Consider the following 15211-nt stretch of genomic DNA (forward strand, 5'->3'; position numbering starts at 1 on the left):
CATGACGAACAACCTGAGCGTGGTGGTCAACTCCGACGCGCAACAAGTCTGGACCATGCTGCGCGAGCCGGCGAAGGTGGCCCAGTGGCATGGCTGGGACGCCGAGGACCAGGCGGCGGAGATCAACGCGATCTACTTCAGTCCGAATGTGGTCGAGAGCGCGGACCATACCTCCCTGGTGGTCGACGGCGGCGATATTTTCACACTGAAGCCCGTGCCCACCGGCACTGAGGTTAGCGTGACGCGCGCCGCGGTGGACCACGACTCGGAGTGGGCCGCCTGGGATGAAGACATCACCCAGGGCTGGCTCACTTTCCTGCACCAGCTCCGCTTCGCCCTGGAACGGCACCCGCACGGCAAACGCCGGACGTTCTTCTTTTCCGTGCCCGGCACCGAAGGCTCGGCCATCGACAAGCTGGGCCTCGCCGACGTTCCGGCGGCGGGGGAACCGTATGACCTCACCCTCGCCACCGGAGAGGAAATCTCCGGCAAGGTCTGGTTCCGCAGCAACCATCAGGTGGGCCTGACCGTCCACACTTACGCCGAACACGGCGACGGCCTGGTGATCGTCGCGGACCAGCCTGCCATCGCCGAGGCCCGGCCACATGGCGGCTCCCTGGCCATCATCTCCACCTACGGCCTCGGCGCCCAGCAGCTGGAGACGATCCGCAGCTCCTGGGACCACTGGCGGGCTGAGAACTACCCCACATCCGAGCCGCTGCACTAAGGGTTGAGCCGTGTTAGCTGGCACACTTGAACGGTGCCAGCGAATCCTGAACCCACGTCTTTGCCCACGGCGGCCACCCTGCCGCCCGCCCGGCAATCCGAGTTTTCCTTCCGGGTGGGCAAACGCCTGAACGAAACCTGCGCGCCGTCGGCACAGCGGGTGGCGCAGAACGGCGGGGAGTTCCTGGGCCGGACCGGTACCATCACCACCCCGCACGGTGAGATCCAGACGCCCGCGTTCATCGCGGTGGGGACCAAGGCCACCGTCAAGTCGGTGTTGCCTGAGTCTGTCGCCGAGCTGGGGGCGCAGGCCGTGCTCGCCAATGCCTACCACCTGTACCTGCAGCCGGGCGCCGACGTACTGGACGAGGCCGGCGGCCTGGGTGCCTTCATGAACTGGCGGGGACCCACGTTCACCGACTCCGGCGGCTTCCAGGTGATGAGCCTGGGCTCCGGCTTCAAGAAGGTCATCGACATGAAATCGGTGGACCATTCGGGGCCGGACGACGCCGTCGCGCCCGGCAAGGAACGCCTGGCCCACGTGGACGAGGAGGGCGTGTGGTTCAAGAGCCACCTCAACGGCGACCGCCACCGCTTCAGCCCCGAGATCTCGATGAACGTCCAGCACAAGATCGGCGCGGACATCATGTTCGCCTTCGACGAGCTGACGACCCTGCAGAATTCCCGCGGCTACCAGGAGGAGTCCCTGGAACGCACCCGGCGCTGGGCCGAACGCTGCATCACCGAGCACTTCCGGTTGACCGACGAGCGCACCGGCAAGCCGTACCAGGCGTTGTTCGGCGTGATCCAGGGCGCCCAGTACGAGGATCTCCGCCGCAAGGCCTGCCGGGACCTGGGTGCAATGAACTTCGACGGCTTCGGCATTGGTGGAGCGCTGGAGAAGGAGAACCTGGGCACGATCGTGCGCTGGTGCAACGAGGAACTCCCGGAGAACAAACCGCGGCACCTGCTGGGTATCTCCGAACCGGACGACATCTTCACCGCGATTGAAAACGGCGCGGACACTTTCGATTGTGTCTCCCCCACCCGGGTGGCCCGGAACTCGGCGTTTTACCACCCCACCGGGCGGTACAACCTCTCCGGCGCCAAGTACAAGCGTGACTTTGGCCCGCTGCAGGAAGGCTGCGATTGCTACGCCTGCCAGAACTACTCCCGTGCCTACATCCACCACCTGTTCAAGGCGAAGGAAATGGTCTCGGCCACCCTCATCTCAATCCACAACGAGCGTTTCGTGGTGAAGATGGTCGACGACGCCCGCCTCGCCATCGAAGCCGGCACCTTCTTTGAGTTCAAGGACGAGACCCTCGCTCGGTACTACTCCTGAGTAGTGCTCCTAGGTGCGTCGGCTATCCTGACCGGATGTTCATCGAGATTCCTGCCGCTGACGGCACAGCCGAGGCCCTGATAGCCCGCCCCACGACCGGCGAGGGCCCGTTCCCGGGCGTCATCTTCTACATGGACGCCTTCGGCCTCCGCCCGCGCATCCAGGAGATGGCGCAGCGGATCGCGGACTGGGGGTACGTGGTCCTGGCCCCCAACGTCTTCTACCGCGAGGGAACGGCAGCGGAACTGGCACCGGCCGGGGACATGAGCACGACGGAGGGCCGTGAGGCAGCCGGCGCCGCAGCGTTCCCCCGCGTCGGGCGGCTCACCAGCGACAAGGCGCTGCCGGACATCGACGCCTGGCTGCGTGATCTTCGTGATCTCGACGGCGTCGCGGACGGCCCCGTCGGCGTCACCGGGTACTGCATGGGCGCGCGGCTCGCGGTCCGCACCGCCACCGCCCACCCCGAGGCTGTCGCGGCCTGCGGCGGGTTCCACGGCGGCGGGCTCGCCACCGACGAACCCGACAGCCCCCATCTGGCGCTCGGCGATGCCCGCGCCAGGTTCGTGTTCGGCCACGCCGACCACGACCGGAGCATGGGCCCCGACGCCGTCGCCCGGCTGGGCGAGGCGCTGGACGCTGCGGGCCTGAAGGCTTCCAATGAGGTTTACGACGGCGCCCCGCACGGCTACTCGATGGCGGACACCTCGGCGTTCCACCCGGAGGCCACCGAACGCCACTTCCGCGAGCTCCGCGAACTCCTCGACTCCACCCTCAAGGCCTGACCCACCGGCCCGTTGCTTCCGGCCAGCCGCGCCGTGCTGCTCGCGGGTTTCGTCCCGGCTCGACGTTTGCAAGCAGCGAGCGGGGCCGGAACCCGCGAGCCCGGGCGCCGGAACCGTGCTGTAACCGGCGAAGCGGGGCTACACGCCGTAGCTGGGTTCGCACTTCTTAACCCAGCCGATGACGAGCGAGGTCAGCGGCACAAACGCGAACTCCACCAAGGTTTTATAGACGAAACCCACCAGGACATAGTTCACGAACATCCCGGCGTCGCTGATTCCGATCACGGAGGCGGCGATGCTGCAGAAGATCAGCGTATCGACGAACTCGCCCACGCCGGAGGAGCCCATCAGGCGCGCCCACAGCGACTTCTCCCCGGTCCGGGCCTTCATCTTGACGAGGATCCAGGAGTTGATCGTCTGGCCGGCGAAGAAAGCCAGCAGCGACGCGAGCACGATCTGCGGGACCGGCCCGAGCGCGCCCTCCAGCGCCGACTGCTTGGCGGCCCCGTACTCGTCGTCGAAGCCGGGGAGGGCGATGATGATCCAGTAGCTCAGGGACGCGAACACGGATAGCGCGAAGCTGGTCATAATGGCCTTCCGCGCCACCTTGAAGCCGTACACCTCGCTGATGACGTCGCCCAGGATGTAGGCCAGCGGGAAGAGGAAGAATCCGCCGTCGGTAATGATCGGGCCGATCGCCACACCCTTGGACGCTCCGATGTTGGACAGGATCAGCACCACGGCCATCACAGCCAGCATGATGCCGAAGTACGGCGAGCCGATGGACGCGAACTTTGGCGGGGCAGCAGCGGGGACGGTCTTGGCGGAAGTCATGAGGAATCCATTCGTAGTGGTTCGCTCGGCGGGCCGGGACAGTTCTTGGCCCCGGTTGGCCGGCTGTATTAGCACTGAGGGCTCCGGCGGAACGCGCCGGGAGCCTCTCCATTCTCGCACCCGCGCGATCCACCCCGGACCCCGCCCGCGGGAACGGCACGCCCCCGACGTTAACGACGACGGCGGGCCGCCGGCTCCGGAACCGAAGTCCCCGAGCCGGCAGCCCGCCGTCGTCCGTCCTGCGCCGCTTAGCGGCGCGTGGCGTCCACAAGGTCCCGGCCGTCGTCCTCACCCCGGCCGTCGCCGCCCTCGCCGGCGGCGACGCCAGCGCCCGCACCGGCGGATACCGGGTGCCAGGCGTGGCCCTGCTCGTGGTCCAGGTGGGTGGACTTTTTGTTCTTCAGCGCGAAGATGTACACCACCAGCGAGATCGCAATGGCGACCGTGACGTAGGTGAAGAACAGGTCCTCGCGGCCTTCCTTCTGCAGCGCCGCGCCGATCAGCGGAACCGTGCCGCCGAAGAGCGAGTTCGCGATCGCGTAGCCGAGCCCGACGCCGAGGGCACGGATGGAGGCGGGGAACAACTCGGCCTTCACGAGGGCGTTGATCGAGGTGTAGCCGCCGACGATCAGCAGGCCGCCCATCATCAGCAGGAACGCCGTGAACGGGTCTTTGGTGCCGGCCAGCGCGGAGAGCAGCGGCCAGGTGAAGAGCACGCCGGTGATGCCGAACCAGAGCAGCAGCGGCTTGCGGCCCACCTTGTCGGAGATGATGCCGTAGACCGGCTGGAGCAGCATGAAGATGAACAGCGCCCAGAAGTTGATCACCGAGGTGTCGGTCTTGGCGATACCGGAAGTGTCATTCATGAACTTCAGGATGAAGTTGGTGTACGTGTAGAACGCGACTGTGCCGCCGAGGGTGATGCCGATGCAAATCAGCAGCGGCTTCCAGTAGCTGGTGAACAGCAGCTTCATGGTGCCGGGCTGGGCCTGGCCGGAAACGGCCGGAGCCTTGGCGGCTTCGATTTGTTCGGCCGAGACGGTTTCTTCCATCGACCGGCGCAGCCACAGCACCACGAGGGCCGCGACGCCGCCGATGGCGAACGGAATGCGCCAGCCCCACTCGCCCAGGTCCGACTTCGGCATCACGTTCTGCAGGACGACCAGGACCAGCAGGGCCAACATTTGGCCGCCGATCAGCGTGACGTACTGGAAGCTGGAGAAGAAGCCGCGGCGCTTGCTGGTCGCTGCCTCGGACATGTAGGTGGCGCTGGTGCCGTACTCGCCGCCGACGGAGAAACCTTGGATCACGCGGATCAGGACCAGCAGGATCAGGGCCCACAGGCCGATCTGCTGCTGGGTGGGCAGGACAGCGATCGCGAACGAACCGGCGGACATCATCGTCACGCTCAGCGTCAGCGCCGCTTTGCGGCCCTTGCGGTCGGCGTAGCGGCCGAAGAACCAGGCACCGATCGGGCGCATCAGGAACGACGTCGAGAAGACGGCCATCGCTTCGAGCCCCGCCTGCAGGTCGTCCTTGGAATTGAAGAAGTGCGACTGGAAATACGCCGCGAATACTGTGTAGACGTAGAGGTCGTACCACTCCACGAGGTTGCCGGCAGATCCTTTGAGGATATTGCCGACGGCTCGTCTGGTCTGTGCCGCTTCGGACAGCTGGGTGCTCATCAATGAACCTTCCTGGATCCGGCGCCGCAAGCAAGCAACACCGTCCGCCACCTTAGTCTCGGTGATCCAGAGCACTTGGGTTTTGGTCATATTGGTCACGGACGCCATCCGGGCGGCTTTCCCGGGGTGGCAGGATAGGCACATGACTTCTTACGCCGTGGACAACGTGACCTCCGACGCGAACCCCTACCCCGCCGTGGCCCTGACCATCGCAGGCTCCGAGGCGACCGGCGGTGCCGGAGCGCAGGCGGACCTGAAGACGTTCCAGGAGCTGGGCGTCTTCGGCATCGTCAACCTCACCTGCATCGTCTCCTTCGATCCGAAAGACAACTGGAACCACCGTTTCGTTCCGGTGGACCAGCAGGTCATCGCGGACCAGTTGGAGGCAACGACGGCGGCGTACGGTGCCGCGTCCGGCGCACCGTCCGTGCTGGACACGGTGAAGATCGGGATGCTGGGCAGCCCCGCAACCATTTCCACTGTGGCGTCGGCGCTGGCCGAGTCTGCGTTCCGGAACGTCGTGCTGGATCCGGTGCTGATCTGCAAGGGGCAGGAACCGGGCCATGCGCTGGACACCGACCAGGCGCTCAAGGCCCAGATCCTGCCGTTGGCCACCTTCGTCACACCCAACCACTTCGAGTCCGAGTCGCTCTCCGGGCTGGAAATCACCGACGTCGAGTCGCTCAAGGCCGCGGCCGTCCGGATCCATGAGCTCAGCGGCGCTGCCGTGCTCGCTAAGGGCGGGGTCCGGCTGGCCGGCCCGGACGCCGTCGACGTCTACTACGACGGCGAGACGCTGGAGGTCCTGTCCGCCCCGAAGGTAGGCGAGGTTGCGGTCTCCGGTGCCGGCTGCTCGCTGGCGGCGGCTGTAACCGCCGAGCTGGCCAAGGGCGCGACGCCGCTGGAGGCCGCCCGCACCGCGAAGGACTTCGTCACCGCCGGCATCCGCAACCGTGTGGCCTCGGGAGCCCCGTTCGACGCCCTCTGGCAGGGCGGCCCGCGCTAAACCTCACCCATCCCCAGGGCGCTCCCTCCGGGCGCGGGCGCTCCCTCACGTCCGCTGACGCTCCCTCACGTCCGGCAACTCCCCCACATAATGCGGGGCGGGACTAGCGCCGTGGGATGTTCCGCATGTTGCTCCTAGCCATGCTCACGGCCTCGCCGGCGCCACGGTTCAGCACCACCTTCGACATGGCCGTCGCGAAGCCCAGAACCTGGGCGCCCTTGATCTTCGGCGGCAGGGAGAGCGCCTGCGGGTCCGTCATCAGCTCCACCAGCGCCGGGCCGGGATGCGCAAACGCCTCCCGGTACGCTGCCTCGATGCGTGACGGGTCGGTGACCCGGACGGCGTGGAAGCCCAGGGCCCGGGCCACCGCTGCGTAGTTCGCGTCCGGGACGTCCACGCCGAAGTCGGGCAACCCGTCCACCAGCATCTCAAGCTTCACCATGCCCAACGTCGAGTTGTTGAAGACCACCACCTTGACCGGAAGCCGGTGCGCCGCGACCGTGATCAGATCCCCCAGCAGCATTGACAGGCCGCCGTCGCCGGATACCGACACCACCTGCCGTCCCGGGTAGGCCAGCTGCGCGCCGATGGCATGCGGCAGTGCATTGGCCATGGAGCCGTGCAGGTAGGAACCGATCAGCCGCCGGGTGCCCAGTGGGTTGATATACCGGGCGGTCCAGACGTTGCACATGCCCGTGTCAGCGGTGAAGATCGCGTCCTCAGCCGCCACCTGGTCCAGCAGCGACGCTGCATACTCAGGGTGGATCGGCGTCGTCTTCTCAACCTTGCGGGTATACGCGCCGACGGCCTTGTTCATCAGCCGGTCGTGCTTCTTGAGCATCGCGTCCAGGAAGCGGCGGCTCTTCTTCGGCTTCAGCAACGGCAGCAGGGCAGCCAGGGTCGGCAGCACGTCCCCGTGCACGGCGACGTCGACGTCGGTCCTGCGGCCCAGGTTCTGCGCCGCGCGGTCCACCTGCGCGGTGCGCGTCCCGGGTAGGAACTGATCGTAGGGGAAGTCCGTACCGAGCAGGATCAGCAGGTCAGCGTCCTCGATCCCCTCCGCCGCGGCGCCGTAGCCCAGCAGGCCGGTCATGCCGATGTCGTACGGGTTGTCGTACTGCATGAAGTCCTTGCCGCGGAGCGAGTGCCCGATCGGCGCGTTGACTGTTTCGGCCAGGGCAATGACCTCATCGTGCGCCCCCTCGACGCCGGCGCCGGCAAAGATGGCGACCTTCCCGGCGTCGTTGATGGCGTCGGCGAGTTCCTGCACGCTTTCGGGGGCGGGCACCAGCACGGCGGGCCGAAAGGCCGCCGGAGCCGGGGTCTCGGCGGCCACCTCCAGGCCGGCGATGTCACCGGGAAGGGTCACGACGGCGACGCCGCGGAGCGCGACGGCGTGCTGGATGGCGCTGTGCATCACGCGGGGCGCCTGTTCGGCGGTGCTGACCAGTTCGGAGTAGACCGAGCATTCGTTGAAGAGCCGGTCGGGGTGGGTTTCCTGGAAGAAGCTGCTACCGATCTGCTTGCTGGGGATATGCGAGGCGATGGCCAGCACCGGGGCGCCGGAACGGTTCGCGTCGTAGAGGCCGTTGATCAGGTGCAGGTTGCCCGGGCCGCAGGAGCCGGCGCAGACGGCGAGCCTGCCGGTCAGCTGGGCTTCGGCGGCGGCGGCGAACGCCGCGGCCTCCTCATGCCGGACGTGGATCCAGTCGATGCCGCCCTTGATGGCGCCTCCGGTTTTCCGGACGGCGTCAACGATGGGGTTAAGGCTGTCGCCGACGATCCCGTAGATCCGCTGCACACCGGCAGCCTGGAGTTGTTCGACAAGCTGGGTGGCTAATTCCTTGGCCATAGTGCACGCTCCCGCATGGTTGATCGATGAGCTGACACTGGCCACACTAGTCGGCCCGCCTTGGCGGCGGTTCCAAGTTGGGGAGCAACCGCGTTCTGGGATGGAGCGGCGAGGCCCTTTTTCCACATACGGCTGGCCGCCGTTGAGGCCCCGGGTTCCCCGCTCGTAGCGTTTTCATAGGTAGTCAATCGATTGCTGTTCGAACCGAAAGGATCGATTTTGGCCAAGAAATCCCGCCGTCAGCCAGCGCGTCAAAGCGCCCCCGTGCGCCGGGCCGGGAAGCCCCACGTCAGGCCCGTTTCCGTCGCGTTGCACCGAGATCAGGAAATGGGTTCACTGGTCGCACTCGTGCCCTGGCATCGCGAACACGGGGCCGTGCCAGAACTTTCCGTCCTGATACTGCTGACCGCGTTCTTCCCGGTTTACGCCGAATTCTCAGGCGGCGCCCCCGTGACCGCAATGGACCCCGGACCGATAGCCGCAATAGTCGAGGAGCTCAACAAACGTGATGCCGCCGTTGGCTCCTTTTTCTGCGCCTGCCTTTTTGAATATGTGCACTTTCTGCGGCACACGGGCCGCTGGTCCGGCGGCGAGGAACGCTACCGGAATTTGCTCCGCGTCCTGCATCGAGGGGTGTTCCAGGAGAACATTTCGCCGTAGAGCAACCGCGCACGGGACCTGCGCCCCGTGAGGGTCAGCTGCCGGAGTGGGCCTGCAGGAAGGAATAGACCTCGGTCTCGTCCACGCCGGGGAAGGCGCCGGGCGGCATGGCTGCCAGCAGGTGCGAGTGCGCGCGGGCCGAGGGCCACGCGTTGCCGGCCCATTCGGAAGCCAGGGCGACAGGCGGCCGCTTGCAGCAGCTCTCGTCCGGGCACGTCGACTTGGACCGCTCCGTGGTGTCCCGGCCGCGGAACCACTTCACCTGTGCGTAGGGCACCCCCACGGAGAGCGAGAATTCGCCGTTCGCGGAGCGCTCCGTCCGGGCGGTGCACCAGTAGGTCCCGGCCGGCGTGTCCGTGTATTGGTTGTAGGCGCTGAACTTGTCCGGCACGTCGAAGACCACCCGGGAGGTCCAGTTCTTGCAGGACGGCTGGCCCTCGATGGCGCCGGTGTGGTCCTGCGGGAACGTCACGCCGTCGTTTTCGTAGGCCTTGTAGATGATGCCGCTCTTGTGCGTCTTCTGGAAGTGCGTGCGCAAGTCCAGGTGCTGGGTGGCGAGGTTGGTGAAGCGGTGCGCGGCGGTCTCATAGGACACCGCGAAGGCGTCCCGGATGTCCTCCACCGCGATTTCCTTGGCCTGTTTGGCCTTCTGCAGGAATTCCACGGTGGCCTGTTCGGGCAGCAGCAGCGCAGCGGCAAAGTAGTTTGTGGCGACCCGCTGCATCAGGAAGTCGCCGTAATTGGTGGGCGTCTGGTGTCCCAGAACATAGTGTCCCAGGGCTTGCAGCAGCACCGACCGTGGGTCGTGGTCACTGCGGGCGTTCTGCGTGAGATAAATTCGGCGGTTCTTCAGGTCCGTCACCGAACGGGTGGAATGCGGCAAATCGCCCACGTGGTGCAGGCTGAAACCGAGGTGCCCGGCGATGTCCGCGATGACGTGGTGGGAAAGCGGGCCGGACGTGTGGCCCACCGACGCGAGGACCTTCTGCGCCTCGGCCTCGTACTCGGGGAAGTAGTTGTTCCGCTCCCGCATCATGGCCCGCAGTTCACCGTTGGCGCGGCGGGCTTCCTCGGGAGTGGCGACCTGTTCATTCAGCCGGCGTTCCAGCTCATGCTGCAGCCCCACCATGGACTCAAGCACATCCATCGGCAGCCGCGAACTGATGCGGATCTTTGGCAGGTTCAGGGACTCGTAAATCGGGCTGCGCTGGTACCGTTCCAACTCGATTTCCAGGGCCGCGCGGCGGTTCGGCGGTTCGGCGCCGAGCAGCTCATCAATGCTGACGCCCAGCGCCGCGGCGAGCTGCTGCAGCAGCCCAAGTTTGGGTTCGCGCTTGCCGTTTTCGATCAAGCTCAGCTGGCTCGGCGCGGTCCCGACGGCGGCACTCAGATCATCGAGCGTCAGGCCGGCCGCCTTGCGCAGATGTCGGACCCGGCGGCCCATGCTGATGACGTCGACCTCGGGTTCGGCCGGGAGGGAGGGCGTCGCGGTCTGTCGGTTCCAGCTGCTCGGATGCATTTATTGAGAATACGGGAAGAACTGCATTTCTTTCCAGACATTTCCTCTAGAAACCCCCTTGAAAGTCCAGAAAAGTAGATCTCACAGAAACATTCACCGCTCCGGATCATCCGGCGGGACCCCGCGAAGAGGCGTCCCCGCCGGCCCGGGCCACCAAAGGAGATCAGCAATGACCGCAGCATTTGAGCCCACCCAGCAGACGCCCGCAGAGCAGGCCGCCGCCCTGGAGCTCGAGTGGGCTGCCAGCCCGCGCTGGGAAGGTGTCACTCGGGACTACAACGCCTCCGACGTCGTCCGCCTTCGCGGCCGGGTCTCCGAGGAACACACGCTGGCCCGCCGGGGTTCCGAGAAGCTGTGGAAGCAGCTGACCGAGGAGCACAAGGAAGGCAAGTACACCAACGCTCTCGGCGCCCTCACCGGCAACCAGGCCGTGCAGCAGGTCAAGGCCGGCCTGCGCGCCATCTACCTGTCCGGCTGGCAGGTCGCCGCCGACGCCAACAACTCCGGCCACACCTACCCGGACCAGTCGCTCTACCCGGCCAACTCGGTTCCCACCGTGGTCCGCCGCATCAACAACGCCCTGCTCCGCGCCGACCAGATCGAGTTCTCCGAGGGCATCCAGACCGTCGAGGACTGGATGGTGCCGATCGTCGCCGACGCCGAGGCTGGCTTCGGCGGCCCGCTGAACGCCTACGAGCTGATGAAGTCCATGATCCAGGCCGGCGCCGCCGGCGTGCACTGGGAAGACCAGCTCGCTTCGGAAAAGAAGTGCGGCCACCTCGGCGGCAAGGTGCTGATCCCCACCCAGCAGCACGTCCGCACCCTCAACGCCGCCCGCCTCGCGGCCGACGTCGCCGGCACCCCGTCGGTCATCATCGCCCGCACCGACGCCGAGGCAGCCACCCTGATCACCTCCGACGTCGACGAGCGCGATCAGGAATTCATCACCGGCGAGCGCACCGCTGAAGGCTTCTACAAGGTCCGCAACGGGATCGAACCGTGCATCGCCCGTGCCAAGGCCTACGCCCCGTACTCGGACCTGATCTGGATGGAGACCGGTACCCCGGACCTCGAACTGGCCCGCAAGTTCGCCGAAGCCGTCAAGGCCGAGTTCCCGGACCAGATGCTCTCCTACAACTGCTCGCCGTCGTTCAACTGGCGCAAGCACCTCGACGACGCCACGATCGCGAAGTTCCAGCGCGAACTCGGCGCCATGGGCTTCACCTTCCAGTTCATCACCCTGGCCGGTTTCCACGCCCTGAACTACTCTATGTTCGACCTCGCCCACGGCTACGCCCGGGAAGGCATGAGCGCCTACGTTGAGCTGCAGGAGAAGGAATTCGCCTCCGAGGCACGCGGCTACACCGCCACGAAGCACCAGCGCGAAGTCGGCACCGGCTACTTCGACGACATCGCCACCGCGCTCAACCCGAACGCATCCACCCTGGCCCTGGTGGGATCCACCGAAGAAGGCCAGTTCCACTAACCTTTCGCCTTTCCCGCCCGTTGCTCTATCACTTTTGGTCCCCAACGGCCTCCCTTGGAGACCACAAGTGATAGGCAACAGCGGACATTTAAGGAGCAACTCCCATGAACAGCTTCACTGACAATTTCACTATCAACGGGGTTACGTTGACCGCACAACCGATTTGCCGGCAGAGCGAGGTTCTTACTCCGGACGCGCTGGCTTTCGTTGCCAAGCTGCACCGCGCGACGGCGGAGCGCCGGCAGGAACTGCTGCGGTCCCGGCAGGAACGCCGGCAGCAGATCAGCAAGGGCCAGGACCCCCGGTTCCTCCCGGAGACCGAGTCCGTCCGCAACGATCCGCAGTGGCGGGTGGCTCCCCCTGCTCCGGGCCTGGAAGACCGCCGCGTGGAAATCACCGGCCCCGTGGACAAGAAGATGACCATCAACGCGCTGAACTCCGGCGCCAAGGTCTGGCTCGCCGACATGGAAGACTCCTCCACCCCGTCGTGGCGCAACGTCATCCAGGGCCAGCTGAACCTCACCGACGCGCTGGAGCGCCGGATCGACTTCACCTCCCCGGAGGGCAAGGAGTACAAGCTCCGCGCCGCGGAGGACCTGCCCACGATCGTCGTCCGTCCCCGTGGCTGGCACCTGCCCGAGAAGCACATGCTCATCGACGGCACTCCGGTGGCCGGCGGCATCGTCGACTTCGGGCTGTACTTCTTCCACAACGCCCGCCGGTTGATCGCACAGGGCAAGGGCCCGTACTTCTACCTGCCGAAAATCGAGAACCACCTCGAGGCCCGGCTGTGGAACGACATCTTCGTCCTGGCCCAGGACCTGCTCGGCATCCCGCAGGGCACCATCCGCGCCACCGTGCTGATCGAAACCATCACCGCCGCGTTCGAGATGGAGGAGATCCTCTACGAACTGCGAGAGCACGCCGCCGGCCTGAACGCCGGCCGCTGGGACTACATCTTCTCGCTGATCAAGAACTTCCGCACCCGCGGCCCGCGCTTCGTCCTGCCGGACCGCGGCCAGGTCACCATGACGCAGCCGTTCATGCGCGCCTACACCGAACAGCTCGTGCGCGCCTGCCACAAGCGCGGCGCCATGGCGATCGGCGGCATGGCCGCGGCAGTCCCCAACCGCAAGGACGAGGAAGCCAACGCCGTCGCCTTCGAAAAAGTCCGTGCCGACAAGACCCGGGAGGCCGGCGACGGTTTCGACGGCTCCTGGGTGGCGCACCCGGACCTGGTGCCGGTGTGCCGCGAGGTGTTCGACGGCGTCCTCGGCGACCGTCCGAACCAGCTGGACCGCCTTCGCGAGGACGTCACGCCGGATGACCGTGCGCTGATCGACATTGCCTCCACCACAGGCACGATCACCGAGCAGGGCGTCCGGAACAACATCGAGGTCGGCATCCGCTACATCGAGTCCTGGTTGCGCGGCAACGGCGCGGTGGCCATCCACAACCTGATGGAGGATGCCGCCACCGCGGAAATCTCCCGCTCACAGCTGTGGCAGTGGATCTTCTCCCGGGCCATCACGGACGCCGGCGATGTGATTACCCGCGAATGGGTCGAGGACATGCTGGATGAGGAGTTCGCCAAGCTGGAGCGCTTCGAAGGAGACCGTTTCGCCGACGCGCGGGACATCTTCGAGGAGGTCACGCTCAGCAACGAGTTCCCGGCCTTCCTGACCCTTCCCGCCTACGACCGCTTCCTGCACGAAGCCCGCGACGGCAACGAGGTCAGCGGCGCGGATCTGGTGTGCGTCTAATCCCGTCCGGCTGACGGCCGGGCACCCCAGTGGTGCCCGGCCCAAGCCCGTTCAGAATTCCGTCCGCCGGGCTGCCACGCCCTTCGCAACAGGCTCCCCGAGATCCGGGGCGGCAGCCCGGCAACGGAACCCCTCCCCAGACTCGACAACGGCGTCGAGGTGGCAGTTAAGGCCCATGTTCCCCCTGAACATGGGCCTTAACTGTCACCTCGGCGCGTCCGGCAGCCTCTGCTCCACTGCGGCGCGCGTACGGTTCAGCGCGGCGCCGCTGCGGCCCGGGCTGTGGGAAATACGCCTAGTGCGCGGCCTTCGGAACGTGGCGCAGGGAGAGTGCGCAGCCCAGGATAAACATGGCGACCGATCCCAGAATCATCAGCAACGGCCCGGTCCAGGAGTCGGAGACGCCGTGCACGAAGCCCAGCAGGGTGGGCGCGGCGGCGCCGAAGCAGTAGCCGGCACCTTGGACGACGGCGGACATCCGCCCTGCCGAGGTCTGGTCCCGGGCCAGCCGGATGATGGCGATGAAGATCAGCGTGATGCCGCCGCCCTGCGCCACGCCGCCGAAGGATGACCACAGCCACCACAGCTCGGGCGCCAGCAGCAGTCCGAGCGGCACGGTGAGCCACAGCGCCCCCAGGACGAAGCTGACCGCCGTCGTGCTGGTAAAGCGCGCCACCAGCGGCACACCAAGGCTGCCCGCTATGGCCAGGATCTGGAACAGCGAGGACCCGGCACCGGCCGCGGAGGGGGCGAGACCCAGTTCATCGGCCAGCAGGCTCGGCAGCCAGGCGGTCACCCCGTAGTAGGAGAACGCCTGGCCGGCGAACCCGGCGGTCAGGGCCACGGTGATCCACCGGGACGCCGGGGCTCCGGCCGTCCGGGTCGGGTCTGCCCCCGGGATCGGCTCGGGCCGGTAGGAGCGGCTGCCGACGGCGAGCACCCACACGGCCGCCGCTGCGACCGCGAACAGGGCGGATGCCGCTATCGCGGGGCGCCAGCCGAGCAGCTCTGCCAGCGGTGCCGTGATCATGGAGGTGAGGAAGGACCCGACGTTCAGCGCTGCGGTGTAGGTTCCCATGGCTGCACCCTGCTTGGCGGGGCTGAAGTCACGCCGGATGATCAGCGGGACCACGATGTTGCCGATGGTGATGGCGACCCCGAGGATCACGGTGCCCAGCATCACCAGGCCTCCCCCGCCCGCGGAGCGGACAACGACGCCGACCACCACTCCAAGGAGGGTGAGCATGATGGCGAACTCGGGGCCCAGCTTGCGGCCCGCGAGCGAGGCCAGCGGCGCCGCGAGCGCGAAGCAAAGCACGGGGATGCCGGTCAGGAAGCCGATTTCAACCGGGGAGAAGCCCAGGTCCTGCCGCATGCTGCCCACCACGGGCGCGACGGCGACGAACGGGCCCCGCATGTTCAACGCGATGAGTCCGATTGCCACCATTATCAGCCAGGCGCGGGGGTTCTTGGCCAATGCGCTCACCTCGTCGTCCGCAGCCTAGCGGGTGGGCTGTTATATGTTTTCATCAGTCTCATTGCTATCACGC

The 15211-nt window shown here is 66.6% G+C and carries 12 protein-coding genes; 7 read left to right on the forward strand and 5 right to left on the reverse strand.

The window, feature by feature from the left end:
* Nucleotide 1 precedes the first annotated feature (1 nt).
* Genes QFZ61_RS01640 through QFZ61_RS01650 form a run of 3 tightly spaced genes read left to right on the forward strand, consistent with a single transcriptional unit; the run spans nt 2 to nt 2856 of the window.
* The gene (locus tag QFZ61_RS01640) at nt 2–727 is read left to right on the forward strand and encodes an SRPBCC domain-containing protein (protein WP_307032712.1); all 726 of its coding nucleotides are present in this window, start codon (nt 2–4) and stop codon (nt 725–727) included.
* Nucleotides 728–760: 33 nt separating this feature from the next.
* On the forward strand, nt 761–2071 hold the full coding sequence (gene tgt, locus QFZ61_RS01645; RefSeq protein ID WP_307032714.1) for a tRNA guanosine(34) transglycosylase Tgt: 1311 nt from the start codon (nt 761–763) through the stop codon (nt 2069–2071).
* A gap of 35 nt (nt 2072–2106) precedes the next feature.
* Entirely contained in the window at nt 2107–2856 is a 750-nt protein-coding gene (locus QFZ61_RS01650; protein ID WP_307032716.1) for a dienelactone hydrolase family protein, read from the forward strand.
* A 138-nt stretch (nt 2857–2994) separates the two neighbouring features.
* On the opposite strand, the gene QFZ61_RS01655 is transcribed toward QFZ61_RS01650, so the two are convergent.
* Both QFZ61_RS01655 and QFZ61_RS01660 read right to left on the reverse strand, forming a co-directional pair.
* Nucleotides 2995–3690, reverse strand: a complete 696-nt coding sequence (locus QFZ61_RS01655) for a queuosine precursor transporter (RefSeq protein ID WP_307032718.1) — start codon at nt 3688–3690, stop codon at nt 2995–2997.
* Nucleotides 3691–3938: 248 nt separating this feature from the next.
* Nucleotides 3939–5375, reverse strand: a complete 1437-nt coding sequence (locus tag QFZ61_RS01660; RefSeq protein ID WP_307032720.1) for an MFS transporter — start codon at nt 5373–5375, stop codon at nt 3939–3941.
* A gap of 142 nt (nt 5376–5517) precedes the next feature.
* On the opposite strand from QFZ61_RS01660, the gene QFZ61_RS01665 reads away from it, so the two are divergent.
* Nucleotides 5518–6381, forward strand: coding sequence for a hydroxymethylpyrimidine/phosphomethylpyrimidine kinase (locus QFZ61_RS01665; protein ID WP_307032722.1), 864 nt, complete (start codon nt 5518–5520; stop codon nt 6379–6381).
* A 103-nt stretch (nt 6382–6484) separates the two neighbouring features.
* Here QFZ61_RS01665 and QFZ61_RS01670 read toward each other — a convergent pair whose 3' ends face one another.
* Nucleotides 6485–8233, reverse strand: coding sequence for a pyruvate dehydrogenase (locus QFZ61_RS01670; protein WP_307032724.1), 1749 nt, complete (start codon nt 8231–8233; stop codon nt 6485–6487).
* A 219-nt stretch (nt 8234–8452) separates the two neighbouring features.
* On the opposite strand from QFZ61_RS01670, the gene QFZ61_RS01675 reads away from it, so the two are divergent.
* Nucleotides 8453–8893 (forward strand): hypothetical protein, encoded by a 441-nt coding sequence (locus QFZ61_RS01675; RefSeq protein ID WP_307032726.1) that lies wholly within the window; start codon nt 8453–8455, stop codon nt 8891–8893.
* 34 nt (nt 8894–8927) lie between these two features.
* On the opposite strand, the gene QFZ61_RS01680 is transcribed toward QFZ61_RS01675, so the two are convergent.
* Complete coding sequence (locus tag QFZ61_RS01680) at nt 8928–10412, reverse strand: helix-turn-helix transcriptional regulator (RefSeq protein ID WP_307032728.1); 1485 nt, start codon at nt 10410–10412, stop codon at nt 8928–8930.
* A gap of 169 nt (nt 10413–10581) precedes the next feature.
* Here QFZ61_RS01680 and aceA point away from each other — a divergent pair, with 169 nt between their 5' ends.
* Nucleotides 10582–11898, forward strand: coding sequence for an isocitrate lyase (gene aceA, locus QFZ61_RS01685; RefSeq protein ID WP_307032730.1), 1317 nt, complete (start codon nt 10582–10584; stop codon nt 11896–11898).
* Between the two features lie 104 nt (nt 11899–12002).
* Nucleotides 12003–13661 carry a malate synthase A gene (gene aceB, locus QFZ61_RS01690; protein WP_307032731.1) on the forward strand — a complete coding sequence of 553 codons (1659 nt, stop codon included), beginning with the start codon at nt 12003–12005 and terminating at the stop codon, nt 13659–13661.
* A gap of 295 nt (nt 13662–13956) precedes the next feature.
* Here aceB and QFZ61_RS01695 read toward each other — a convergent pair whose 3' ends face one another.
* Entirely contained in the window at nt 13957–15108 is a 1152-nt protein-coding gene (locus QFZ61_RS01695) for a CynX/NimT family MFS transporter (RefSeq protein WP_307037948.1), read from the reverse strand.
* Nucleotides 15109–15211: the final 103 nt, after the last annotated feature.

Origin of the sequence: Arthrobacter sp. B3I4 (assembly GCF_030816855.1) — a bacterium.
Taxonomy (GTDB): domain Bacteria; phylum Actinomycetota; class Actinomycetes; order Actinomycetales; family Micrococcaceae; genus Arthrobacter.

Excerpts from the sequence above, each read along its gene's own strand:
- aceA (WP_307032730.1), top strand. The coding sequence starts at position 10,582 with ATGACCGCAGCATTTGAGCCCACCCAGCAGACGCCCGCAGAGCAGGCC.
- QFZ61_RS01650 (WP_307032716.1), top strand. The coding sequence starts at position 2,107 with ATGTTCATCGAGATTCCTGCCGCTGACGGCACAGCCGAGGCCCTGATA.
- QFZ61_RS01640 (WP_307032712.1), top strand. The coding sequence starts at position 2 with ATGACGAACAACCTGAGCGTGGTGGTCAACTCCGACGCGCAACAAGTC.
- QFZ61_RS01655 (WP_307032718.1), bottom strand. The coding sequence starts at position 3,690 with ATGACTTCCGCCAAGACCGTCCCCGCTGCTGCCCCGCCAAAGTTCGCG.
- QFZ61_RS01670 (WP_307032724.1), bottom strand. The coding sequence starts at position 8,233 with ATGGCCAAGGAATTAGCCACCCAGCTTGTCGAACAACTCCAGGCTGCC.
- QFZ61_RS01665 (WP_307032722.1), top strand. The coding sequence starts at position 5,518 with ATGACTTCTTACGCCGTGGACAACGTGACCTCCGACGCGAACCCCTAC.
- QFZ61_RS01660 (WP_307032720.1), bottom strand. The coding sequence starts at position 5,375 with ATGAGCACCCAGCTGTCCGAAGCGGCACAGACCAGACGAGCCGTCGGC.
- aceB (WP_307032731.1), top strand. The coding sequence starts at position 12,003 with ATGAACAGCTTCACTGACAATTTCACTATCAACGGGGTTACGTTGACC.
- QFZ61_RS01695 (WP_307037948.1), bottom strand. The coding sequence starts at position 15,108 with ATGGTGGCAATCGGACTCATCGCGTTGAACATGCGGGGCCCGTTCGTC.
- QFZ61_RS01680 (WP_307032728.1), bottom strand. The coding sequence starts at position 10,412 with ATGCATCCGAGCAGCTGGAACCGACAGACCGCGACGCCCTCCCTCCCG.